At 73.1% G+C, this 22,645-nt stretch carries 18 protein-coding genes; 9 read left to right on the top strand and 9 right to left on the bottom strand.

The window, feature by feature from the left end:
- A partial coding sequence (locus SCA03_RS37410; protein ID WP_443098237.1) for a DUF7848 domain-containing protein occupies window positions 1-103 on the top strand: 103 nt, incomplete at its 5' end.
- Window positions 104-389: 286 nt separating this feature from the next.
- On the opposite strand, the gene SCA03_RS30195 is transcribed toward SCA03_RS37410, so the two are convergent.
- On the bottom strand, window positions 390-1,025 hold the full coding sequence (locus SCA03_RS30195) for an LAETG motif-containing sortase-dependent surface protein (protein WP_030885608.1): 636 nt from the start codon (window positions 1,023-1,025) through the stop codon (window positions 390-392).
- A 269-nt stretch (window positions 1,026-1,294) separates the two neighbouring features.
- A complete protein-coding gene (locus SCA03_RS30200; RefSeq protein ID WP_170298195.1) occupies window positions 1,295-2,245 on the bottom strand; it encodes a LysR family transcriptional regulator in 951 nt (316 codons plus the stop codon).
- Between the two features lie 326 nt (window positions 2,246-2,571).
- Here SCA03_RS30200 and SCA03_RS30210 point away from each other — a divergent pair, with 326 nt between their 5' ends.
- Window positions 2,572-3,738 (top strand): MFS transporter, encoded by a 1,167-nt coding sequence (locus tag SCA03_RS30210; RefSeq protein WP_230989008.1) that lies wholly within the window; start codon window positions 2,572-2,574, stop codon window positions 3,736-3,738.
- A gap of 56 nt (window positions 3,739-3,794) precedes the next feature.
- On the top strand, window positions 3,795-6,494 hold the full coding sequence (locus SCA03_RS30215; protein ID WP_141275764.1) for a protein kinase domain-containing protein: 2,700 nt from the start codon (window positions 3,795-3,797) through the stop codon (window positions 6,492-6,494).
- Between the two features lie 108 nt (window positions 6,495-6,602).
- On the opposite strand, the gene SCA03_RS30220 is transcribed toward SCA03_RS30215, so the two are convergent.
- Window positions 6,603-7,628: an ATP-dependent 6-phosphofructokinase gene (locus SCA03_RS30220; RefSeq protein ID WP_030885596.1), complete on the bottom strand. Its 1,026-nt coding sequence runs from the start codon at window positions 7,626-7,628 to the stop codon at window positions 6,603-6,605.
- A gap of 528 nt (window positions 7,629-8,156) precedes the next feature.
- Here SCA03_RS30220 and pta point away from each other — a divergent pair.
- The 3 genes from pta to pyk all read left to right on the top strand — a co-directional run bounded on the left by pta (window position 8,157) and on the right by pyk (window position 13,057).
- On the top strand, window positions 8,157-10,280 hold the full coding sequence (gene pta, locus SCA03_RS30225; RefSeq protein ID WP_086815090.1) for a phosphate acetyltransferase: 2,124 nt from the start codon (window positions 8,157-8,159) through the stop codon (window positions 10,278-10,280).
- A 71-nt stretch (window positions 10,281-10,351) separates the two neighbouring features.
- On the top strand, window positions 10,352-11,560 hold the full coding sequence (locus tag SCA03_RS30230) for an acetate kinase (RefSeq protein ID WP_030885590.1): 1,209 nt from the start codon (window positions 10,352-10,354) through the stop codon (window positions 11,558-11,560).
- A 69-nt stretch (window positions 11,561-11,629) separates the two neighbouring features.
- Window positions 11,630-13,057, top strand: a complete 1,428-nt coding sequence (pyk, locus tag SCA03_RS30235) for a pyruvate kinase (protein WP_030885588.1) — start codon at window positions 11,630-11,632, stop codon at window positions 13,055-13,057.
- A 158-nt stretch (window positions 13,058-13,215) separates the two neighbouring features.
- Here pyk and SCA03_RS30240 read toward each other — a convergent pair whose 3' ends face one another.
- Window positions 13,216-14,088, bottom strand: a complete 873-nt coding sequence (locus tag SCA03_RS30240) for an NAD(P)H-binding protein (RefSeq protein ID WP_086815091.1) — start codon at window positions 14,086-14,088, stop codon at window positions 13,216-13,218.
- Window positions 14,089-14,276: 188 nt separating this feature from the next.
- Between SCA03_RS30240 and SCA03_RS30245 the strand changes: the two genes are divergently transcribed.
- Entirely contained in the window at window positions 14,277-14,615 is a 339-nt protein-coding gene (locus SCA03_RS30245) for a transposase (RefSeq protein WP_030885583.1), read from the top strand.
- Window positions 14,616-14,739: 124 nt separating this feature from the next.
- Window positions 14,740-15,138, top strand: coding sequence for a hypothetical protein (locus tag SCA03_RS30250; protein WP_230989009.1), 399 nt, complete (start codon window positions 14,740-14,742; stop codon window positions 15,136-15,138).
- 147 nt (window positions 15,139-15,285) lie between these two features.
- Here SCA03_RS30250 and SCA03_RS30255 read toward each other — a convergent pair whose 3' ends face one another.
- The 4 genes from SCA03_RS30255 to SCA03_RS30275 all read right to left on the bottom strand — a co-directional run bounded on the left by SCA03_RS30255 (window position 15,286) and on the right by SCA03_RS30275 (window position 19,887).
- Window positions 15,286-16,737, bottom strand: coding sequence for a hypothetical protein (locus SCA03_RS30255; protein ID WP_086815093.1), 1,452 nt, complete (start codon window positions 16,735-16,737; stop codon window positions 15,286-15,288).
- Window positions 16,727-17,371 carry a DUF6114 domain-containing protein gene (locus SCA03_RS30260; protein WP_030885574.1) on the bottom strand — a complete coding sequence of 215 codons (645 nt, stop codon included), beginning with the start codon at window positions 17,369-17,371 and terminating at the stop codon, window positions 16,727-16,729. Before SCA03_RS30260 ends, SCA03_RS30255 begins: the two co-directional genes overlap by 11 nt.
- Window positions 17,372-17,487: 116 nt before the next feature.
- Window positions 17,488-18,105, bottom strand: coding sequence for a DUF6230 family protein (locus SCA03_RS30265; protein WP_030885571.1), 618 nt, complete (start codon window positions 18,103-18,105; stop codon window positions 17,488-17,490).
- Between the two features lie 822 nt (window positions 18,106-18,927).
- Window positions 18,928-19,887, bottom strand: coding sequence for a tetratricopeptide repeat protein (locus SCA03_RS30275; RefSeq protein WP_030885569.1), 960 nt, complete (start codon window positions 19,885-19,887; stop codon window positions 18,928-18,930).
- Between the two features lie 232 nt (window positions 19,888-20,119).
- Between SCA03_RS30275 and SCA03_RS30280 the strand changes: the two genes are divergently transcribed.
- Window positions 20,120-20,809 carry a TetR/AcrR family transcriptional regulator gene (locus tag SCA03_RS30280; protein WP_230989010.1) on the top strand — a complete coding sequence of 230 codons (690 nt, stop codon included), beginning with the start codon at window positions 20,120-20,122 and terminating at the stop codon, window positions 20,807-20,809.
- 55 nt (window positions 20,810-20,864) lie between these two features.
- On the opposite strand, the gene icmA is transcribed toward SCA03_RS30280, so the two are convergent.
- Window positions 20,865-22,565, bottom strand: a complete 1,701-nt coding sequence (icmA, locus tag SCA03_RS30285) for a coenzyme B12-dependent isobutyryl-CoA mutase large subunit (protein ID WP_030885565.1) — start codon at window positions 22,563-22,565, stop codon at window positions 20,865-20,867.
- Window positions 22,566-22,645: the final 80 nt, after the last annotated feature.

Consider the following 22,645-nt stretch of genomic DNA (forward strand, 5'->3'; position numbering starts at 1 on the left):
ACAGACCTGGCAGCTCCAGCACGCGGCGGCAGACCCCACGCACCACTCCTACACCGAGGTCACCACGCGCCCCTGGCGAGCCCGTATGAACGGGCCGGCATGAACTCCGTTTCCGCCGGCACCCCGGCCGGCGCGGCCTGTGTTGCCTCCCCGGCCACCCCGGCTGCCTCGAAGCCGTGTGCTCCACAGCGTCGCTCGACGTTCGGTACGACCAGCACGGCACAGCCACCAGCTCCTCCAGCAATCCCGACCATGATGGGGGACGCCGCGAGTCGATGTCGCGGCCGGAGCATGCGTGCGCCCGGCGGCCGGAACAGGCCGGCCGCCGGGCGTTGGTACGGGGCGGTACACATGGACCGCGCGGGCCGGACGGGGGCCGGCCCGGGAGATCAGCCCTGCGACGAGCGGCGCTTGCGGGCGAAGCCCACGAGCACGCCGCCGACGACCACGACGGCCGCGGCGATGCCGGCGATCATCGGCGTCGAGCTGGACGAGCCGGTCTCGGCGAGGTCCTCGTCGCCGCCGTGCGGCTTGGCCGCCGGGGCGCTGCTGGAGGACTCCGAGGCGCTCGGCTGCGGCTCCTCGGTCGGCTTCTCCGACGGGGGCGTCGAGGGCGACGGGGTGGTGGTCTCCGACTCGCTCGGCGTGGGCGTCGGCGAGGGGGACTCGGTCTCGCACACCGGCGAGGTCTTCGTCTCGTTCCAGGAGTACTGGTCGTCGTCGCCCGCGACGACCTTGGTGGAGACCTTCAGCTCCTGCGAGTGCTCCGGCAGGTCGAGCTTCTTGTGGAACTCGCCCTTGAAGGTGGTGGACAGCAGCTCCTTGTCACCGGCGGTGACGGTGAGCGTGTTGTCCTTGTCCTGGGAGTAGTTGGTCAGGTCCAGGGAGACCGCGTAGCAGTCGACCGACCAGCCGTGGCTGTGGGCCTGGGCCGGCGTCGCGGCTATCGCGGTGCCGAGGAACGCCGCGGCTCCCGTCGCCGCGATCGCGACCGACCGCTGCCATCTGAGGCGCAGTGATGTCATGTTCGTCCTTCCGGTAGAGCCACGCCGCGCGATGCGCACATACGGCGGGTGACAGAACCGTACTCCGGTCGACAACCGGAGACACACCGACCCCGGAATATCCAACTCTTCTCCTGCAAGGCACAGTTCGCCGGGGAAGAGCGAGGAAGATCGCGGAAGATGAGGAAGATCGCGGAAGCCCGGGGAGGCGCGCGGAAGCCCGGGGAAGCGCGCGGAAGGCCGGTGAAGGTCAGCGGGGGTCGGCGAGCGGCAGCGAAGGTTGGCGAAGGTCAAGGGCACACGTCGGGAGCGGTGTGTGTCTCGCAGCCGGTGTCGGCGACCGCGGCGGTCAGGGCACGCAGCAGGGCGGTGTCGCTCTCCTTGCCGCGGACGAGCACCAGTTCGTTCGGCGGCAGACCGGTGACGGGGACGAAGGCGAGGTCGGCGCGCACATGGATCTCTGCGGTGGGCCGGCACAGCAGCATGCCGCCGAGCCCGGCCGCCGCGGACGCCAACCCCTCCTGGAGCGTGGCGACGAGCGGCCCGCGCGGGATGGTCCGGCCGGACGGGGTGCGGCGCGGGGCGTGGTGGTCCCGCCAGTAGTCGGGGGCCGGTGGGGCGGAGGCGATGAGCGGGACGGCGGCGAGGTCCTCGGCGTCCAGCCGGCCGCGCCGCACGAGGGGGTGGCCCGCGGCGAGGGCGAGCCGCCACGGCTGCTTCTCGAAGCGCGGGCCGAGCGCGAGATCGGGCTCGCACACCGGCAGCATCACGACCGCGGCGTCCACCTCGGCGCGCCGCACCGGCCCGAACGGATCGGCCATCGGGATCTCGACGACGCTGGTGGCGACCTGCGGATGGCGTTCGTGGAAGAGGCCGAGGGCCGCCGTCATCCGGTGGGACGCGCTGCCGAGGAAGCCGAGCCGGAGATGACCGGTGACGCAGCGGGCCGCCGCGCGGGCCTCGTCCACCACGTCCGCCAAGGTGCCGTAGGCGGGCCGGAGTCCGGTCAGGAAGCGGGCGCCGAGCGGGGTGAGCGTGACGCGTCTGCTGGTGCGGTCCACCAGGCGGGCGCCGATGCGGCCCTCCAGCGAGCGCAGCAGCTGGCTGACCCTGCTCTGCGAGAGGTACAGGCGTTCGGCGGTGCGGCCGAAGTGGAGTTCCTCGGCCAGCACCAGGAAGCACTCCAGCTCCCGCATCTCCAGTGCCCGGATCCGCGTCCCGCTCTCCAGCTCGACGGTCATTCCGCCCCCCTCGACTCGTGCTCTCAGCCGCGCCCGCGCGCGACGGCCCCCGGCGATCGATGAGCCGCACTCATGGAAGGTTGAGACAACCGCCGTTGTTCCCCCGGCCGTCGGCGCCCAGGCTGACAGCCATGACCAGCCCTTCCTCCACTCCTCCGGCCTCCTTTGGCCCTCCGGCCCCTTCCTCTCCCTCCGCCCCGGCCGCCCCTCCCACCGACGGCGCTCCTGCCGGCTCCGCCCCCGCCGTCCCCGCCACCGGGCCCGCTCCTTCCCCCTCCGGAAACGGGGGCCGGATACCGGCTCAACGGGGGTCAGGGCGGGCCTCGTTGCGGGGGTGGCTCGCCGTCGCCTCGCTCACCGCGGCCACGTTCGCCGTGACGGCCGCCGAGATGCTGCCCGTCGGTCTGCTCACGCTGATCGGTGACGGCCTGCACGTCTCGGAGGGTTCGGCCGGGCTCACCGTCACGCTCGCCGGGATCGTCGCGGCGCTCGCCGCGCCCGGGGTGCCGCTCGCCGTCGGCCGGCTCGACCGGCGGCTCTCGCTGGCGGGTCTCGCCCTGCTCCTGGCCGCCGCCAACGTGCTGTCCGCCCTCGCGCCCTCGCTGGAAGTGCTGCTGCTCGCCCGCGTCCTGGTGGGCGTCGCGCTGGGCGGGGTGTGGGCGTTCGCGGCGAGCCTGGCGGTGCGGCTGGTGCCGCCCGGTGCGGTCAGCAGGGCGCTGGCAGCCGTGTTCGGCGGTATCAGCATGGCGACGGTGCTGGCCGTCCCGACGGGCACGTTCATCGGTGAAGCGGCGGGCTGGCGTGCCGCGTTCGCGGCGGCGGCCGTCCTCGCCGTCGTCGTCGCCGTGGCGCTGGCCGCGCTGTTGCCGGCGCTTCCTGCCGAACGCCCGGTGCGCCCGGGCGAGCTGCTGCGTCAGTGCGGCAACGCGCGGCTGCGCACCGGGCTGGTGTTCCTCGCCCTGCTCGTCGTCGGCCACTTCTCCGCGTACACCTATGTCCGGCCGGTGCTGGAGCGGTCCGCCGGTGTCTCTCCCGCGCTGCTGGGCGGGCTGCTGCTGGCCTACGGGGTGACGTGCTTCGCGGGCAACGTCGCCTCGGGCGTGCTGGCTCCGCGCCGGCCGCGTGCCGTGCTGCTCACGCTGGGCGGCGGGATCGCGGCCTGTGTGCTGCTGCTGTCCCTCGTGGGGTCCCTGGCGCCGTCGGTGCCGCCGGTTCCCGCGGCGGTGGCGGTGGTGCTCGTGTGGGGCGTGTTCTACGGCGGGGTCTCCGTCGGCGCCCAGGCGTGGGTGCTGGCCGCGGCGCCGGACTCGCGGGAGCCGGCGGGTGCGCTGTTCGCCTCGGTGTTCAACGCGTCGATCGCGGCGGGGGCGTTCGTGGGCGGGCGTGTGCTGGACGCCGGTTCGCTGCGGGCGGTGCTGCTGACCGGCGCCGGGTTGGCGCTGGCCTCCGTCGTCGTGCTGACCGTCCTCCCCGGTGCGCGCCGGGGCCGGTGATCCACCGCTGGGCGAAAGCAGGCTCCTCGGACGGGTGTTCGCCCTACGATGGCGGCATGCGAGGGCGTCTGCTGAACGGTCGTTACGAACTGCGGGAGCGGATCGGTTCGGGCGGCATGGGGGAGGTCTGGCGGGCCTACGACACCGCGCTGGAGCGGGATGTCGCCGTCAAGGTGTTCATGCCGCAGCGCGGCGCGGCCGACGAGGCCGACCGGGCCGAACTGCTCGGCCGCTTCCAGCGCGAGGCCCGCTCGGCCGCCGCGCTGGACAGCCCGCACATCGTCGCCGTGCACGACCACGGCACGGACGCCGGCGCGGACGACGCAGCGGGTGACGGGGCGGCCCGGGAGCCGCGGGCCCCGACCCCCTATCTGGTGATGGCCCTGGTGCACGGCCGCTCCCTGCACGATCTGCTGCTGGAGCGCGGCCGGATGCCGCTGACGGCCGCGCTGTCCTGGACGGCGGATGTGTGCCGCGCGCTGCGGGTCGCGCACGAGGCGGGCGTGGTGCACCGGGACATCAAACCGGCGAACATCATGGTCGAGGGCGGCCTCGGCGGCACCGGACGGCGGGACCCGGAGCCCGAGCCCGGTGCGGAGCGGGAGCACAGGCCGCAGCCGGAGGCCGGGGCGGAACCGGGGGCCGGGGCGGCCGGGGCGGCCCGGGAGCAGGAAGCCGGTGCGGCGGACGGGCCGGAGGCGGAGGTGGCGCCCGGCACGGCCAAGGTCGTGGACTTCGGCATCGCCAAGTTCGTCGAGGCGCGCTCCACCGATCCGCAGCTGACGAACACCGGCCAGATGCCGTTCGGCAGCGTCCTGTACATGGCGCCCGAGCAGTTCCGCCAGGAGGACGCGGACGGCCGTACCGATCTGTACGCGCTCGGCTGTGTCCTGTACGAACTCCTCGTCGGCCGCCCGCCGTTCACCGGTTCTGCGGCGGGCGTGATGTACAACCATCTGCACGACACACCGCTGCTGCCCAGCCGGGCCCGCCCCGAACTGTCCACCGCCGTCGACCGGTTGGTGCTCTCCCTGATGGCCCGCGACCGCGACGGGCGTCCGGCCGACGCGCAGGCGGCCCTGGCGGCCGTCGAGGCGGTGCGGGACACCGTGGCCGCCCGGGCGCCCGCCGACGGCTCCGGCGCACCCGGCGGCACCCGGACGCACGGGACGAACGGGACGCCCGGCGCGGGCGGCACGCCCGGGACCGGCGACTCCCCCGCGGCCGGCGTGCGGGGAGCGGCCACCGGCGGTGCCGGGGCCGCCGCGCGCACATCGGCCGTCGGTTCCGGGGAGGCCGCGGAGCCCGCCGACACCCCGCCGGGCGGCGGACGCCCCGGCACGGCCCCGTCCGCCTCGCCCTCGCCCTCGCCCTCGTCCTCGCCAGGAACCGGCGACGGCACGGGCACCGGCTCCGGCACGGGCACCGGCACCGGCTCCTCGTCGGGCGATCCGTACCCGGTGCCGAAACAGCCGGGGTACGCGCGTCCCGGACGCATCTGGAGCGAGGGCGAGTTCACCCCGCGCAACACCCGGGGCAGGTCCCCGCTGCATCCCCGGGACCCGGAGCACGGGCCGCGCCGGCTCGGCCGGTGGGTGGCCGGGGCCGTCGGGGGCTTCCTGCTGCTGACCGTCACCGTCCCGTTGGTGGCCTACTCCGGCCAGGACACGCCCGTCGCGGCCCCGCCGCCGCCCGACCTGCCGAGCAGTTCCCCGCACGAGAAGGTGCCGGACGAGTACGTGATCGGGATCGCCCGGGACGAGTACGAGGACGATCCGAGCCTGGCCCAGGGCCGCAAGAAGGTGGTCGAGGCGGCCGTGGCCGAGGCCGAACGCCGGCACAAGCGCGACATTCCCGTCCGGGTGGCCTCCGTCGAGGCGGACGACGGCGGCGGGGGCGAGGCCGCGCTGAGCGAACACCCCGAGCTGGTGGCCGTGGTCGGCGACGTCTACGACTTCTCCGGCGGCACGGACGAGTTCTTCTCCGAGGTGCCCGCCGTCGAGACCTGCGAGGGCAGCCGGTCCGTCGATGTGAACTTCTCGACCGCGACCTCCGAGCACGACCTGACCACCGCCGAGGCCGGCTACCTCGGCCGCACGCTCGGCACCCGCACGGTGCTGAACGCCGCGGACGACTTCCCCGTCGGCGACGCGCTGGAGAGCATGCACATCAAGACGGTCCGCCCGCAGGACCCGGAGGAGATGTCCGAGGACGAGGTGCGCGAGCGGATCCGCAAGACGGGGGCCGACGCGGTCGCGCTGCCCGACTCCGAGGCGGCGGGCGTCTGGGCCCGCGCGGCGGAGAAGGAGAAGGTCCAGGTCATCGTCCAGCAGGGCTATGCGCAGACCTGCGACCCGCCTGCCTCGCAGGACGCCGCGGAGGAGTACGAACTGGCCGTGCCCGACGGCGCGTTGCGCTTCCGCACCTTCTACGACGGCAAGCAGCGGCCGGACTGCGCGGAGCTGCCCGAGGTGTGTGCGGCGCCGGAGTCGACGCGGCGGCTGCTGCGGCAGCGCGGCTCGGCCGAGCTGTACGACGGGGCGCTGGCCGCGGCCGAGGCGATGGCCGGTGTGCTGGACGAGAAGCCGCTGCCGTCCCTGGCCCGTGCGCAGCTGATGAAGACGCTCGGGGACGAGGAGACGAAGGGCCTGCTGGGCCGGTACGTCTTCGACGGGCGGCACGTGTCCGACCGTCCGGTGTGGGTCGACCGGCGGGAGAACGGCAAGTGGAAGCAGCTCAAGCGGCTGGAGCCGTGAGCGCGTACCGCCCGGCCCCGGGCCGGTGCCGGGCCGGGATCCGGGCGGGCTGCGCGGCGGACGGGCCGCGTCACCGGCCCGTCGTGTGCCTCGGAGGTGCCGGGCGGGTCAGAAGACGGCCTCGGTCTCGTCCATGCGGTACTGCGGCACGTGCTTCAGCTCGGTGACGGCGTCGGCGAGCGGCGCCATGACGATCTCGGTGCCGCGCAGCGCGGTCATCTGGCCGAAGTCGCCGCGGTGCGCGGCCTCCACGGCGTGCCAGCCGAAGCGGGTGGCGAGGACCCGGTCGTAGGCGGTGGGGGTGCCGCCGCGCTGGATGTGGCCGAGGATGACCGGGCGGGCCTCCTTGCCGAGGCGGTGTTCCAGCTCGATGGCGAGCCGGTTGCCGATGCCGGCGAAGCGCTCGTGGCCGTACTGGTCGATGGTGCCCTTCTCGTAGGGCATGGAGCCCTCGGCCGGGTGGGCGCCCTCGGCGACGCAGACGATGGCGAACTTCTTGTTGCGTGCGAACCGCTCCTCGACCATCTTCACCAGGTCGTCGACCTCGAAGTTCCGCTCGGGGACGCAGATGGCGTGCGCGCCGGCGGCCATCCCGGCCTCCAGCGCGATCCAGCCCGCGTGCCGGCCCATGACCTCGACGACCATGACGCGCTGGTGCGACTCGGCGGTGGTCTTGAGCCGGTCCATGGCCTCGGTGGCGACGCCGACGGCCGTGTCGAAGCCGAAGGTGCGGTCGGTGGCGGAGATGTCGTTGTCGATGGTCTTGGGCACGCCGACGACGGGCAGCCCGGTCTCGGCCAGCATCCGCGCCGCGGTGAGCGTGCCCTCGCCGCCGATCGGGATGAGCGCGTCCAGGCCGAGGCGGTCGATCAGCTCCTCGGAGTTGGCGCAGGCGTCCCGCAGCCGGTCGCGTTCCAGCCGGGCGGAGCCGAGGATGGTGCCGCCGCGGGCGAGGATGCCGCTGACGGAGTTGATGTCGAGCGGGCGGTACCGGCCGTCCAGCAGCCCCTTGAAGCCGTCTTCGAAGCCGATGACCTCGTCGCCCCGGTCGGCGACGGCGCGGTGGACGATGGATCGGATCACGGCGTTGAGACCGGGGCAGTCTCCGCCGGCGGTGAGGACTCCGATACGCATGAGGTTCGCTTCTCCTGCTCGGTGTGTGTGCCCGCGTGGGAACGGGCCGCGGGGGGCACGGTCGGACCACGCTGTCCGGGGTGCCGCTCAGGTGTGAGGCGGTGCGATTGTTTCACGGCTTGAAGGCAGGGGCATGGGTGCGGCCTCGCTCCCCGGGGCCTCCCCGGCCCGGTTCGTCCCCCGCCGGGTACCCCGCCACTGCCCGTCCACGGTGCGCGCGACCGCCTCCCCCTGTTGCCCTCCGCCCCCGGCCCCCGTCCTCTCCCGCGGCATTCCTCCTGCTCGCCGCGGGTACGCGACCGGGCGAGCGCAATACCCAGAGGCACAGGTATTGTCAAGACTAAAGCCGTACCTTTACGGGTGCTTTCCGGACGAACGGTGTGCACGGCCTCCCACGCGGCGCCCACCCGGCGCCCGTACGCCGGGCACGACACCCGGGGCACGACGCCGGCGCGATCCCCGGCGCGACGCCCCGGCCGCGGCGGCACCGGGTCCGCGGGAGACCACGAACCACGAAGGAGACAGCGCGTGGCGCGCAGCGTGTACGTGACCGGCATCGGACGCGGGGACGGCCGTCAGGTCGTCGAGCTGGGAGTGATGGAGCTCCTGACCCGCCAGGTCGACCGCGTGGGGGTGTTCCGGCCGCTGGTGCACGACGGGCCCGACCGCCTCTACGACCTGCTGCGCAGCCGCTACCGGCTCGGCCAGCCCGCCGCGTCCGTCTTCGGCATGGGCTACGAGGAGGCCGCCGCGCTCCAGGCGGAGAGCGGCACCGACGAGCTGATATCCCGCCTGGTCGACCGCTACCACGCCGTCGCCGACGACTACGAGGCCGTACTCGTCCTCGGCACCGACTTCGCCGACACCGGGCTGCCCGCCGAGCTGGCGCTCAACGCCCGGCTCGCCAACGAGTTCGGGGCCTCCGTCATCCCCGTCGTCGCCGCCCGCGACCAGAGCCCCGAGGCCGTCGTCGCCGAGGTCCGCAACGCCCACCACGCCTACGCCTCCCTCGGTACCGACCTCATCGCGATGGTCGCCAACCGGGTCGGCGACCCCGAGGCCGCCGACGCCGTGCGCGCCCTGGCCGAGCGGCTGCCCGAGCCGGTGTTCGTGCTGCCCGAGGAGCCCGCGCTCGCGGCGCCCACGGTCACCCAGATCAAGGAACTGATGGACGCCGAGGTGCTGCTCGGCGATGCGGCGGGGCTCGCCCGCGACGTGCGCGGCCTGGTCTTCGGCGGCGCCCATCTGCCCGCGTTCCTGCCCGCACTGACGGAGGGCTGCATGGTGATCACCCCGGGCGACCGCTCGGACCTGATCATCGGCTCCCTCGCCGCGCACTCCGCCGGCTCCCCCGCCCTCGCCGGTGTGCTGCTCACCCTCGGCGAGCACCCCGGCGAACAGACCCTCGCGCTCGCGTCCCGGCTGGCACCCGGCACCCCCGTCCTCGCCGTACCGGACGGCTCGATGCCCACGGCGGACCGGCTGCTGGGCCTGGAGGGCAAGCTGACGGCCGCCACCCCGCGCAAGGCCGAGATCGCGCTGGGCCTGTTCGAAACCCATGTGGACACCGGGCTGTTGACCGAGCGGCTGTCCGTCGTCCGCGGCGAGCGCGTGACGCCGATGATGTTCGAGCACGAGCTGGTCGAGCGCTCCCGCACGGCACGCCGGCACATCGTGCTGCCGGAGGGCCAGGAGGAGCGGGTGCTGCGCGCCGCCGAGGTGCTGCTGCGGCGCAACATCTGCGATCTGACGCTGCTGGGCGAGCCGGCCGTGGTGCGCAAGCGCGCCGCCGAGCTGGGCATCGGCCTGGAGCTGCTGGGCGACGACGAGCTGCCGGCGTCCGGCGGCGGCGCGGTGGCCCGGATCGTCGACCCGCTGACCTCGCCGCTGCGCGAGCGGTTCGCCGCGACGTACGCCGAGCTGCGTGCGCACAAGGGCGTCAGCTACGAGCTGGCGCACGACATCGTCTCGGACGTCTCCTACTTCGGGACACTGATGGTGCAGGAGGGGCTGGCCGACGGGATGGTCTCGGGCGCCGTGCACTCCACGGCGGCGACGGTCCGGCCCGCCTTCGAGATCATCAAGACGAAGCCGGACGCGGACATCGTCTCCTCCGTCTTCTTCATGTGCCTGGCCGACCGCGTCCTGGTCTACGGCGACTGCGCGGTCGTGCCGGACCCGGACGCCGAGCAGCTGGCCGACATCGCGATCCAGTCCGCGACGACGGCGGCGAGCTTCGGCGTGGAGCCGCGGATCGCGATGCTGTCGTACTCGACGGGCACGTCCGGCTCGGGCGCCGACGTCGACAAGGTGCGCCGGGCCACCGAGCTGGTGCGCGAGCGCCGCCCCGATCTGCTGACCGAGGGCCCGATCCAGTACGACGCGGCCGTCGACCCGCAGGTGGCGGCGACCAAGCTGCCCACGTCCCGGGTCGCCGGCCGCGCCACCGTGCTGGTCTTCCCCGACCTCAACACCGGCAACAACACCTACAAGGCGGTGCAGCGCTCGGCCGGTGCCGTCGCGGTCGGGCCGGTCCTCCAGGGCCTGCGCAAGCCCGTCAACGACCTGTCCCGCGGCGCCCTGGTGCAGGACATCGTCAACACCGTCGCCATCACCGCCGTGCAGGCGCAGGGCGAGCCCGCCGGTTCCTGACCGGCGCGGGCCGCCGCCGCACGGCCGCCGCCCGACGACCCGACCGCCCCCTCGCAGAAAGTTCCCCCGCTGTGACCCCCACCCGGATCCTCGTCCTCAACTCCGGCTCCTCGTCGGTGAAGTACCAGCTGATCGACATGGCCGACGGCACCCGGCTCGCCACCGGCCTGGCCGAACGCATCGGCGAGGAGACCTCGGCGCTGCACCACCGGCCGCTGGGCACCGGCGGCGAGGAGCGGCGGCGCGAGGAGCGGCTGGCCGACCACGACGCGGCGCTCGCGGCCATCGGCGAGCAGCTCGACGCGGACGGCATGGGCCTGGAGTCGCCGCAGCTCGCGGCGATCGGGCACCGCGTCGTGCACGGCGGGCTGCGGTTCACCGAGCCGACGCTGATCGACGACGCCGTGCTGAAGGAGATCGAGCGGCTGGTGCCGGTGGCGCCGCTGCACAACCCGGCCAACATCACCGGGATCCGCACCGCGCAGCGGGTGCGTCCGGACCTGCCGCAGGTCGCCGTCTTCGACACGGCGTTCCACTCCGCCATGCCGGAGCACGCGGCCCGGTACGCCATCGACGTGGAGACCGCCGACGCGCACCGCGTCCGCCGCTACGGCTTCCACGGCACCTCGCACGCCTATGTCTCCCGCCGGGCCGCGCGGCTGCTGGAGCGCGATCCTGCCCAGCTGAACCTGATCGTGCTGCACCTGGGCAACGGTGCGTCGGCCTCCGCGGTGAGCGGCGGCCGGTGCGTGGACACCTCCATGGGGCTGACCCCCTTGGAGGGGCTCGTGATGGGCACCCGGTCCGGTGACATCGATCCGGCGGTCGTCTTCCATCTGCGCCGCGTCGCGGGCATGGACGTCGACGCCGTGGACGAGCTGCTCAACAAGCGCAGCGGCCTGGTCGGGCTGTGCGGCGAGAACGACATGCGCGTCATCCGCCGCCGGATCGACGAGGGCGACGAGGCGGCGCGGCTCGCCTTCGACATCTACATACACCGGTTGAAGAAGTACATCGGCGCGTACTACGCCGTCCTCGGCCGGGTGGACGCCGTGGTGTTCACCGCGGGCGTCGGCGAGAACTCCGCGCCCGTACGGGAGGCGGCCGTCGCCGGTCTGGAGGAGCTGGGCCTGGCCGTCGACGGGGAACTGAACGCACGAGGCGGCGACGTGCCGCGGCTGATCTCGCCCGAGTACGCCAGGGTGAAGGTGGCCGTCGTCCCGACCGACGAGGAGCTGGAGATCGCACAGCAGACCTACGCGCTGGTCACGGCCCGCTGAGCGGGTACGGGACCGCAGGACAGCCACCCACATCGTTCAGTAGCTGAACAAACCGATAGGATCGCCCTCATGCGCCGTTCCAAAATCGTCTGCACCCTGGGCCCCGCCGTCGACTCCTACGACCAGCTGAAGACGCTGATCGACGCGGGGATGAACGTGGCCCGGTTCAACATGAGCCACGGGTCGCACTCCGAGCACGAGGAGCGGTACCACCGGCTCCGCAAGGCGGCCGGGGAGACCGGCCGCGCGGTCGGCGTCCTCGCCGACCTCCAAGGCCCCAAGATCCGTCTGGAGACCTTCGCCGAGGGACCGGTCGAGCTGGTCCGCGGCGAGGAGTTCACCATCACGACGGAGGACGTCGACGGTGACAAGACCATCTGCGGCACCACCTACAAGGGGCTGCCCGGCGATGTCACCAAGGGCGACCCGGTGCTGATCAACGACGGCAACGTGGCCCTCCAGGTCACCGAGGTCGACGGACCCCGCGTGCGCACCATCGTCATCGAGGGCGGCGTGATCTCCGACCACAAGGGCATCAACCTGCCCGGCGCCGCCGTCAACGTGCCCGCGCTGTCCGAGAAGGACATCGAGGACCTGAAGTTCGCGCTGCGCATGGGCTGCGACATGGTGGCGCTCTCCTTCGTCCGGGACGCCGCCGACGTGCGCGACGTGCACCGGGTGATGGACGAGGTCGGCCGCCGGGTCCCGGTGATCGCCAAGGTGGAGAAGCCGCAGGCGGTGGCCAACATGGAGGAGGTCGTCATGGCCTTCGACGGCGTCATGGTGGCCCGCGGCGACCTCGCGGTGGAATACCCGCTGGAGCAGGTCCCGATGGTGCAGAAGCGGCTGGTCGAGCTGTGCCGCAGGAACGCCAAGCCGGTGATCGTGGCGACCCAGATGATGGAGTCGATGATCACCAACTCGCGGCCCACGCGCGCCGAGGCGAGCGATGTCGCCAACGCGATCCTGGACGGCGCCGACGCGGTGATGCTCTCCGCCGAGTCCTCCGTCGGGCAGTACCCGATCGAGACCGTCAAGACGATGTCGAAGATCGTCGAGGCGGCCGAGGTGGAGCTGCTCAGCCGCGGTCTCCAGCCGCTGGCCCCCGGCAAGAAGCCGCGCACCCAGGGCGGTTCGGTCGCCCGCGCCGCCTGCGAGATGGCCGACTTCCTCGACGGCAAGGCGCTGGTCGCCTTCACCAAGTCCGGCGACACCGCCCGCCGGCTGTCCCGCTACCGCGTCCGCCAGCCGATCCTGGCCTTCACCACCGACGCGGCCACCCGCAACCAGCTCACCCTCAGCTGGGGCGTGGAGACGCACGTGGTCGAACACGTCGACCACACCGACGAGATGGTCGATCTCGTGGACGCCGAGCTGCTCAAGCTCCAGCGCTACGAGCAGGGCGACACCATGATCATCACAGCCGGTTCGCCCCCCGGTGTCCCCGGCACCACCAACATGGTCCGCGTCCACAAGCTCGGCACCGACCAGAGCTGACGCCCCGCTCCTCCCGGGGCGCCGCCCCTCGGGCCCCCGCCGGGCCCCGGCCGCATCCACGCGGCCGGGGCCCGGCGCCGTTCCGGCACGGGCCGCACCGCCCGGGCGTACGGCGCACACCGTCCGGGCACGCGCCCCGGCCCGTCCGGGCACGCGACTCAGACCGCGTGGGCGCCGGCCGTCTCGTCGGGCAGCTCGGCGGCGTGGTCCGCCGCCCACCGCGCCAGGGTGCGGCCCGGCCTGCCCAGCACCCGTTCGGTGTCGGGCAGCACCTGTGGCGGCTCCTCGGCGTACTCGGCCTGATAGCCCAGCAGATACTCGGCGATGTCCGCCGGTATGCCCGAGGCGATGTAGGCCGCGCGGGCCTGCCCGTACGTCAGCGGCTCGAAGCGCAGCCGCCGGCCCAGGCCGTCGGCGAGCGCCCCGGCCTGCTCGCGGTGGCTGAGCCGCTCCGGACCGCTCAGCGAGTACGCCCGGCCGGTGTGGCCGTCCTCCAGCAGTGCCGCCGCGGCCACTTCGGCGATGTCCGCCTCGTGGACGGGCACCCCGAGCGCGTCGGGGAAGGCGCTGCGCACCACGCCCTCCGCCCGGATCGACGGGCCCCACATGTCCAGCTTGTTGCGGGCGAACTCGCCCGGGCGCACATGGGTCCACTCCAGCCCCGACCGCTCGACGGCCTCCTCGGCCTCGCGCAGCATCTCGAAGCTGCCGGGCCGCCGGACGGTGACGGCGACGCCCGTGAGGTCGACGACGCGCCGGACCCCCGCCCCCGCGGCGCGCTCCAGGAAGGCGTGCGTCAGCTCGCCCGCCCGCCCGGGGTCGAGCACGCCGGGCAGGAAGAAGACGCGGTCCACTCCGTCGAGCGCCGCGCCCCCGTCGGCGAGGCCGCCGGCCACCACCTCGACGGCGCCCGGGAGTTGGGCACGCGCCGGGTCGCGGGTCAGGGCCCGTACCCGTTGGCCGGCGCTCAGCAGCCGGTCCACCAGGATGCGGCCGACGGTACCCGTCGCGCCGGTCACCAGGATCGTCATGGGGTGTCCTCTCGTCACGGGGCGGGCCCTCACCGAGCCGGCCCGACAGGGGCCGCCGCGCGCCGGTCGGGCCCGCGGCCGGGGGCCTGCCCGCCGGTGGGCGGCCGACGATAGGCCGAGGACGGGGCCGCGCGCACATGAGCCCATGTCTCGTTTGGCGGGCCGGTGACGTGCGTAGGATCGCGCGCATGGAGGCACTCGCCCGGCGCCTGGTACCGGACGCGATGTGGGCGGCGGCGGGCCCGCTGCTGCCGGACCGGCGCCCGCGGCCGCAGGGCGGCGGCAGGGCGGCGGCCGACGCCCGCGCGGTCCTCGTCGCGGTCGTCTACGTCGTCACGAGCGGCTGCGCATGGCAGCATCTGCCGCCCTCGTTCGGCGTCAGCGTGCCCACGGCGCACCGCTGGTTCACCCGCTGGACCGGCGCGGACCTGTGGCGGAACCTGTGCGAAGCGACCTCGCACGACCCCGCGCTCGCCGACTGGACGAGGGCGATCCAGGAGTGCGCCGCGCGCCGCGTCCACACCTGAGCGCCGCACCGGCGGCGGCCGGAAATTCACCATCCGAGACATGCGGTCGCCCGGCTCCGGCGGGACACCGCGGCCCGTCCGAGCGCCCACGGCCTGCCGCGTCCGCCTCGCGGAGGACGGCGGCGTGACGGGAACCCGGACCGGCCGGGACGCGTCCGTAGCGGGCATGAGGGAGCGGGACAGGGCGAGCGGCGTCGTCGGCTGCCTGACGGCCGTCGTCGCCGCGGCGGTCGGGTTCGGTGTGTGGCGGTCGGGGGCGGGGCCGGGCCTGCGGGGCGGCTTCGAGGGCGAACGGGATCTGAGCCTGCTGTACGGGGAGTTGCCCCTCCTGCTGTTCGGGACGCCCGTGCTCACGCTGGTGGCCTGGCGGCTGACCGGTGCCCTGTTGAGCGGCCGGGCCGGGAGGGCCGCACGGACGGCGGTGCCGGCCGCGGTCGCCTGCCTCACCGTGGCGCTGCTGGCCTGGGCGGGCCACGCGTGGCTGGACGCCCGTGTCGCGTCCTTCGTGCAACCGGGGCGGTGAGCCCGGCCGTTGACGCGCGTCCGCCGGGCCGTCGCCTCGCGATGAGGGGACGGGAACGCGGACGGCAGGCGGTGCGGCATGCGTCGAGGCCCGCACACGGGGAACGTGCGGGCCTCGACGGTGGGGGGTTGGGGAAAGGGCTTCGGGTTACTTGTCCACCCACTGGTGGAGGCCGGGGATGGTGAGGTTGCCGCCGAACTGGCCGGCCTGCTTGACCTTCACCTTGGTGAAGTAGGCGAAGGGCACATTGATCGGGGGCGGCGTGTCCGGGCTGAAGGTGATCGGGATGAGGCCGAAGAGATTGCCCTTCAGCTCCTCGGTGTACATGGTGACCTTGCCGCCGCGGATGGTGGAGGTCGAGCCCTCGGCCGCCTGCACGTGGTAGGTCGTCCCGTGGGGGCCCGCGACCGTCTGGTGCAGATCGCCGATGTCCAGCTCGTCGGCGGTGAACTTCAGGGCCTGCTTGGTCTTGCCGTTCGGCATGGTGATGTTGACGACGCCCTCGTAGTCGAGGCCGCGCAGGGTGAGCGAGGAAGCGTCCAGCTGCCAGGGCTGGTTGGGCACCGGGGCGGGCGTCTGCTCGCCCTTGCCCTCCACGTCCGTCTTCTCCGGGCAGGGGAAGGGCTTGCCGGCGTCCTTGGCCGGGTCGTAGTCGGGCGCCGTGCCGTCCTTCTCGGAGACGCCGGGGCGGTCGGAGCCGTCGTCGTCCTCGGACTCCTGCTCCTTCTTCTTGTCCCCGCCCGGCTCGTCGGCGGACTCGTCCCCGGCCTTCCCGGCGTCCTTGTCGGAGGACTTGCCGGCGTTCTTGTCCGAGCTGCCGGAGCCGCCGGTGTCCCCGTCGCGTGTGCCGGTGGCCCTGCCCGCGCCGCTCTTCGCGCCGTCGTCCTGCTTCCCGTCCGACTTCCCGGAGTCCTCGTCCGGGCTCGCGGACGGCGACGGGTCGGCGGACTCCTCGTCCTTCGGCGGGGCGTCCTCGTCCGGCTTCTCGCCGGGCTTGAAGACCTTCTCCAGCTTGTCGCCGACACCGAGCGGGTCGTACCAGGGGTTCTTCTTGCCGTCGTCCCCGCCGTCCCCGTCGTCGTCCTCGTCGGAACCGGACCCCGAGCCGGTGTCACCGGACGGCTCGGACGAGGGCTCGTCGGACGGCTTCGAGGAGCCCCCGCCGGACGGAGCCGAGGGTGCGTCGGAGGACGGGCCGTCGGACGGCTTCGAGGAGTCCCCGCCGGACCCGCCGTCGCCGTGGCCGCCGTCGTCCTTGCGGGCGTCCTCCTCGGCCTTCTCCCGGGCGAGGTCCCGCTTGAGCTTCTCGGCCCGCTCCTTGCGCTGCTCGGCCTCCTCCTGCGTCTCCTCCTTGTCGGGCGCGGAGACGCAGGCGTCGCCCTTGAAAGGGTTCTTGGGCAGCGGCTTGGCGTTGGCGAGCTGCGGGGTGAGCCCCATGCCCATCAGTACGGCCGAGGGCATCGCCGCGATGGCGACGGCCTTGCCTGCCGGTACGTGCAGCCGGGTCAGCAGCGGCTTCCTGGGGGCCGCGTGCCGCGGACCGGTTCTCCCCCGGGCCTTCGGCGCGGCCGCCTCCTCCTGGACCTCGTCACCCGGCACGGTGCCTCCCGTTCCCGTCCTTGTCGTGAGCCCCGTCGGCCCCGTCGCCGGGTGCCGCCGGGGAGAGTGCTGTGTCCGGCCGGCCATGGGGGGCGCCTGCCCGGGTCCCGGTCTCCGCGTCCGCCGGGTCGTCGGCCGCGCGGTCCGCGACACCGACCGCGCCGGCGGAACCGGCGGTTCCGGCCGCACCGGTCGTGTCCGTGGCGCCGTCGACCCGTTCCGCCCGGCGCGCGACAGGTCCGCCCGGCGCCCAGGAGACGCCGAGCGCGCCGCCTATCAGCCCGAGGAGGAAACCGATCAGGAACGCGCCGATGTTGGAGACGACGAGGGAGACCAGCGAGAGCAGGATCGCCGCGATCCCGGCGAACACCCGCGACTGCGGCTGGAACCACATGGTCAGCCCGAGAACCACCAGCAGGACGCCGATGATCAGCGAACCGGCGCCCGCGGTCGTCGACATACGGATCGTCAACGAGCCCAGGGTGAGGTTCTGGTAAGGGATGTACATGATCGGGATGCCCGCCAGCAGCGTCAGCATCCCGCCCCAGAACGGGCGCTGTCCGCGCCAGTCCCGGAACGAACTGCGCTTCTGGCCGAATCCGGACGTCAGCCTCTGTCGGGTGTCGGCGCTCATGGGTACGGCTCCTCGGGACTGGCACACAACTTGCTTCAGGTGGAGCGGACCCGCGCGGGCACGGAACACGCGTGCGCGCACACGCCTGCGGCGTTCCGTGCCCGGGGGTCAGGGCGTCAGTAGCACTCGTGCTTGCCCTTCTTGACGGCCATGTGCAGGCCGCTGAGCTTGAACGTGCCGGCCGTCGTGGCCCACGCCCGCTGCTTGACGTCCTCGAAGGCGACGCTCTCCGCCTGCTGGGCGAAGGAGTCCTTCAGGTACTTGTCGCCGTTGTGCGGACCGGGACCCTTGGTGGTCTTGTCCGCCGAGACGCCGATGTCGATCTTGTTGAACGTCGCGTTGGTGTGCAGATCGTCGGCGTCGATGTAGAGCTTCTTCGCCTCGACGCGCGGGCTGCCGCTGCCGCCCGCTGTCAGCTTCATCGACACGTCACCGAAGACGGGGACGGGAACGACGACGGACTGGCACAGGTTCGAGATCTTCGCCGAGTTCATCCCGACGACGGCGACGGGCTTCTGGCCCGACTTGTTGGTGTCCACCGCTCCGTACTGGACGAAGCCCTGCCCGTCCAGCTTGTCGGCGGTGACCTTGAACTGCTGGCCGGAGACGCTGAACGACGCCGCCAGTGCGCCCTGCGAGAGCGCGACGCCTATCGCGGCCGTCGCGGCCACGCTCGGCACCATGACGACGGCGAACCGCTTCCATCTGGTCCCACCACGCGCCAGGGACTCCATGAATTTCCTCCTTCTCGGACGTACATCTCCGGCGTGGAGAGCCGCTGCGTACCCGGCTCCCCGCCGTGGGGGTACCTCCCGGCACGGGGCTGGGGAGGGAGAAGTGCTACGTCCTCGGAAAGAGAGCGCCGTCCGCCCGGCTGTGCCGTCCTTCCTCACGTCACGTCCGGGCCGCCGGCGATCACCCCCGAGCGACAACCACGGGCCACGCTCTCGCGCAACCTTGCTTTTGTGCGGACAGGCTCCGCCGTGGAGCGGAGACCCCCCTGTCCTCAAGACCGGCGGCAGCACGGAGCGTTGCGGGATGGTGCGGCGCACCGGCCTGCTCGGTGGGGACCCAGGGCCGCGGGGCGCCGAATGGATGCCGGGCTGCGGGCAATGGACCGAGCCTGGCCGATCGTGGTGCATCTGGGGCCCGTGCACAAGGGGGTTCGTTACTTACGAGTAACGGCTGGGTAACCGCGACGCCGTTCCGGCGGCGGTCCCGACGACGCAGGGTCGTCGCCACAGGGGGTGAAATCGAGGGGTGAACAGGACATCGCAGGAGGAAGAACCGAGAAGTCCTTACTACGAGTAACGGCGACCGCGCGTACCAAGTTTTGGTAAAGCGCGGTCGCCGTTGTCGCTAAATCCATAGGTGGCGGCTGCCCCCGTACCGCGGGGTGACCCCCGGAACGGGCTGGTCAGCACCCGGCCTCTCGGCCGCACGGCACCTCACGGCCCCCGAAGCTCCCCGAACCCTCGGGCTCCTCGGAATCCCCGAAGTATCCGCGGTGTTCGGAGCGTCCGGCGCATCCGGCGCATCCGGCACGCTCGGCACGCTCAGAACAACGCACGGGCCAGGGCGGCACGGGCGCTCACGACCCGCGGATCCTCGGCGCCGATCACCTCGAACAGCTCCAGCAGCCGCAGCCGTGCCGCGTCCCGGTCCTCGCCCGCGGTGCGCCGCACCACGTCGACCAGCCGCCCGAAGGCGTCCTCGACATGGCCGCCCGCCATGTCCAGGTCCGCGACCTTGAGCTGCGCCGGGACGTCGTCCGGCCGGTCCGCCGCGTCCTTGCGGACCTGGCGCGCGTCCATGTCCTGCACCCGGCCCAGGAGTTCGGCCATCGCGAGGCCGACCTTGGCCTCCACATTGGCCGGTTCGTCCGCCAGCTTGTTGCGGTACGCCTGGATCGCGCCGGGCAGATCGCCCGAGTCGAGCGCCTGCTGGGCGGCGGCCAGCACCGGGTCCTCCGGCGCCTCCGGCTCGGCCGCGGGCTCCTCGGCGCCCTCCTCCGGGACGCCCTGGAGACCGGTGATACCGAAACGCTGCTCGGCGACCTGCACCAACTGATCGAGCGTGGCCCGGATCTGCTGCTCGGGAGCGGCGCCCTGGAACAGCGGCAGCGCCTGGCCGGCGACGACGGCGAAGACCGCCGGGATGCCCTGGACGCCGAACTGCTGCATCAGCATCTGGTTCTTGTCGACGTCGATCTTCGCCAGCAGGAGGCGGCCGGCGTACTCGCGCGTGATCCGCTCCAGCACCGGTGAGAGCTGCTTGCACGGCTCGCACCACTCCGCCCAGAAGTCGATGACGACCGGGACCTCGGCGGAGCGCTGGAGCACATCCGCCTCGAAACCGGCCTCGTCGACATCGATCACCAGGCTCTGGGGTGCGGCGGGGCCGCCGCCCTCGGCGGACGCGGTCCTGGCCTGCTCCGCCTTCTGCTTGGCCTCCGTGGCCGCTTTCACCGCGGCGAGGTCGACCACTCCGCTCATGGACATGTTGCGTGGCTGCATGGGACCAGTCTCCCCCCTCCGCGCGCTCGCGTGTGCAGTGACCGCCGGGTCCCCACCCGGCGGCGTGTGGTTGTCGCACCGTGCAGCGGTCCGGACGCACGGCGCCACGGTCATTCCGCTACGACCCGTAGCGTAACTCTCCACCGGCGGCCCGCCGCAAGACCGTCCGGCGTCCCGGTACCGGTGATCCACCTCACTGGTGCGCTTCGTACCCGCCGGTATGGTCTGCGCCATGGCTGCCCCTTCAGCGCCCACACCTCCCCCGGACGGGCCCTCACCCGGCGCCGCGGGCGGCCCCTCGGCACACCGCCGCGGCCGGCCGCGCAGCGCGGCGGCCGACCGCGCGATCCTGCACGCCACCCGGGCCACCCTCGTCGAAGTCGGCTGGAACCGGCTGACGATGAGCCGGGTGGCGACCCGCGCCGGCGTCGCCAAGACGACGCTCTACCGGCGCTGGACGAGCAAGAGCGAACTGGTGCTGGACGCCGTCGCCGCCCTCTTCGACGAACTCGAACTCCCCGACGGGGGCAGCCTGCGCGCCGACGTCGAAGGCGTCGTGCTCTCGTTCGCCGCACTGCTGCAACGGCCCGAGACCAAGACCTCCCTGATGGCCGTCATCGCCGAATCCACCTGCGACGACGGGCTGCGCGCCCGGGTGCGCGAGGCGATCGTCGAACGGCAGAAGCGGCTGGTGCTGGACGGCCGGGCGCGGGCCCAGAGCCGGGGCGAACTGCCGCCCGACGCGCCGGGTTCGGAGGCGGAGAGCGCCCGCGTCGTCGACCTCATCTTCGACGTGATCGCGGGCGCCGTCGTCCACCGCTCGCTCGTCAGCGACGCCGCGGTGGACGCCGCCTGGACCCGCCGGTTCACCACCCTCCTGCTGGACGGCCTGGCCGCCGCCTCGGCGCCCGAACGGCCCTGAACACCCCGGGAGGGCGGCGGGGGGACGCCCGGGGAGCCCGGGCACGCCACCGGTCTCAGAAGACGGGAGGCTCGGTGTAGACGCCCCACTCGTCGCGCAGCACCCCGCAGATCTCGCCGAGCGTGGCCTCGGCGCGCACCGCGTCGAGCATGGGCTCGATCATGTTGCCCTCGCTCCGCGCCGAGGCCACCAGCGCGTCCAGCGCCCGCCGCACGGCCGCGTCGTCCCGGGCGGCCTTCCGCGCCGTCAGCGCGGCCACCTGCTCGCGCTCGACCTCGTGGCTGACCCGCAGGATCTCCAGTTCGCCGGAGACCGTCGAGGTGTGGCAGTTGACGCCGACGACCTTCTTGTCGTTCTTCTCCAGCGCCCGCTGGTACCGGAAGGCCGATTCGGCGATCTCCCCGGTGAACCAGCCGTCCTCGATTCCCCGCAGGATGCCGGAGGTGATCGGGCCCACGGGGTGGCGCTCGTCGGGAACGGCCCGCCGGCCGCGCTCCTTTATCTCCTCGAAGATCTTCTCCGCATCCGCCTCGATGCGGTCGGTGAGCGCCTCCACGTACCACGACCCGCCCAGCGGATCGGCGACGTTGGTGACGCCCGTCTCCTCCATGAGCACCTGCTGGGTGCGCAGCGCGATCTCCGCGGCCTGCTCGCTGGGCAGCGCCAGCGTCTCGTCCAGCGCGTTGGTGTGCAGCGAGTTGGTGCCGCCGAGCACGGCGGAGAGCGCCTCTATGGCGGTGCGCACCACGTTGTTGTAGGGCTGCTGCGCGGTGAGCGAGACCCCGGCGGTCTGGGTGTGGAAGCGCAGCCACTGGGCCTTCTCGCTGGTCGCCCCGTAGACGTCGCGCATCCAGCGGGCCCAGATGCGGCGCGCGGCACGGAACTTGGCGATCTCCTCGAAGAAGTCGAGGTGCGCGTCGAAGAAGAACGACAGCCCGGGCGCGAAGGTGTTGACGTCCAGCCCCCGGGAGAGCCCCAGCTCCACGTACCCGAAGCCGTCCGCCAGCGTGTAGGCCAGCTCCTGCGCGGCCGTCGCCCCGGCCTCCCGGATGTGGTAGCCGGAGACGGACAGCGGCTTGTAGGCGGGGATGCCGTGCGCGCAGTGCTCCATCAGATCGCCGATCAGCCGCAGATGCGGTTCCGGCTGGAAGAGCCACTCCTTCTGCGCGATGTACTCCTTGAAGATGTCGGTCTGGAGGGTGCCGTTGAGCACGGCCGGGTCGACGCCCTGCCGCTCGGCGGCCACCAGGTACATGCAGAAGACCGGGACGGCGGGCCCGGAGATGGTCATCGAGGTGGTCACCTCGCCCAGCGGGATGCCGGAGAAGAGGACCTCCATGTCGGCGGCCGAGTCGATGGCGACGCCGCAGTGCCCGACCTCGCCCAGCGAGCGGGGGTCGTCGGAGTCCCGCCCCATCAGGGTCGGCATGTCGAAGGCCACGGAGAGCCCCCCGCCGCCGGCCTGGAGGATCATCTTGTACCGCTCGTTCGTCTGCTCGGCGTTGCCGAACCCGGCGAACTGGCGGATGGTCCAGGTCCGCCCCCGGTAGCCGGTGGGGTGGAGCCCGCGGGTGAACGGGAACTCCCCGGGCCAGCCGATGCGCTCGAATCCCTCCACGGTGTCTCCGGGACGGGGGCCGTACACCGGCTCGACGGGGTCACCGCTGAGCGTGGTGAAGTCCGCTTCGCGCTTGCGCGCTGCGTCGTACCGCTCCTGCCAGCGGCGGCGGCCCTGTGCAATGGCGTCAGCATCCATACCGGCGAATTTACTAGGACGTCAAACTACTTGTCGATGGCGACGGGCGGCAGACCCCCACCGGGACCCGCGCCTGAACC

The sequence above is a fragment of the Streptomyces cacaoi genome (genome assembly GCF_006539165.1).
GTDB lineage: Bacteria > Actinomycetota > Actinomycetes > Streptomycetales > Streptomycetaceae > Streptomyces > Streptomyces cacaoi.

Coding starts and splice junctions, on each gene's coding strand:
- SCA03_RS30245 (WP_030885583.1), top strand. CDS start 14,277: ATGGAGGCACTCGCCCGGCGCCTGGTACCGGACGCGATGTGGGCGGCG.
- SCA03_RS30220 (WP_030885596.1), bottom strand. CDS start 7,628: ATGCGTATCGGAGTCCTCACCGCCGGCGGAGACTGCCCCGGTCTCAAC.
- SCA03_RS30195 (WP_030885608.1), bottom strand. CDS start 1,025: ATGACATCACTGCGCCTCAGATGGCAGCGGTCGGTCGCGATCGCGGCG.
- SCA03_RS30200 (WP_170298195.1), bottom strand. CDS start 2,245: ATGACCGTCGAGCTGGAGAGCGGGACGCGGATCCGGGCACTGGAGATG.
- SCA03_RS30260 (WP_030885574.1), bottom strand. CDS start 17,371: ATGAGCGCCGACACCCGACAGAGGCTGACGTCCGGATTCGGCCAGAAG.
- SCA03_RS30275 (WP_030885569.1), bottom strand. CDS start 19,887: ATGCAGCCACGCAACATGTCCATGAGCGGAGTGGTCGACCTCGCCGCG.
- pyk (WP_030885588.1), top strand. CDS start 11,630: ATGCGCCGTTCCAAAATCGTCTGCACCCTGGGCCCCGCCGTCGACTCC.
- SCA03_RS30240 (WP_086815091.1), bottom strand. CDS start 14,088: ATGACGATCCTGGTGACCGGCGCGACGGGTACCGTCGGCCGCATCCTG.
- SCA03_RS30280 (WP_230989010.1), top strand. CDS start 20,120: ATGGCTGCCCCTTCAGCGCCCACACCTCCCCCGGACGGGCCCTCACCC.
- icmA (WP_030885565.1), bottom strand. CDS start 22,565: ATGGATGCTGACGCCATTGCACAGGGCCGCCGCCGCTGGCAGGAGCGG.
- SCA03_RS30215 (WP_141275764.1), top strand. CDS start 3,795: ATGCGAGGGCGTCTGCTGAACGGTCGTTACGAACTGCGGGAGCGGATC.
- SCA03_RS30265 (WP_030885571.1), bottom strand. CDS start 18,105: ATGGAGTCCCTGGCGCGTGGTGGGACCAGATGGAAGCGGTTCGCCGTC.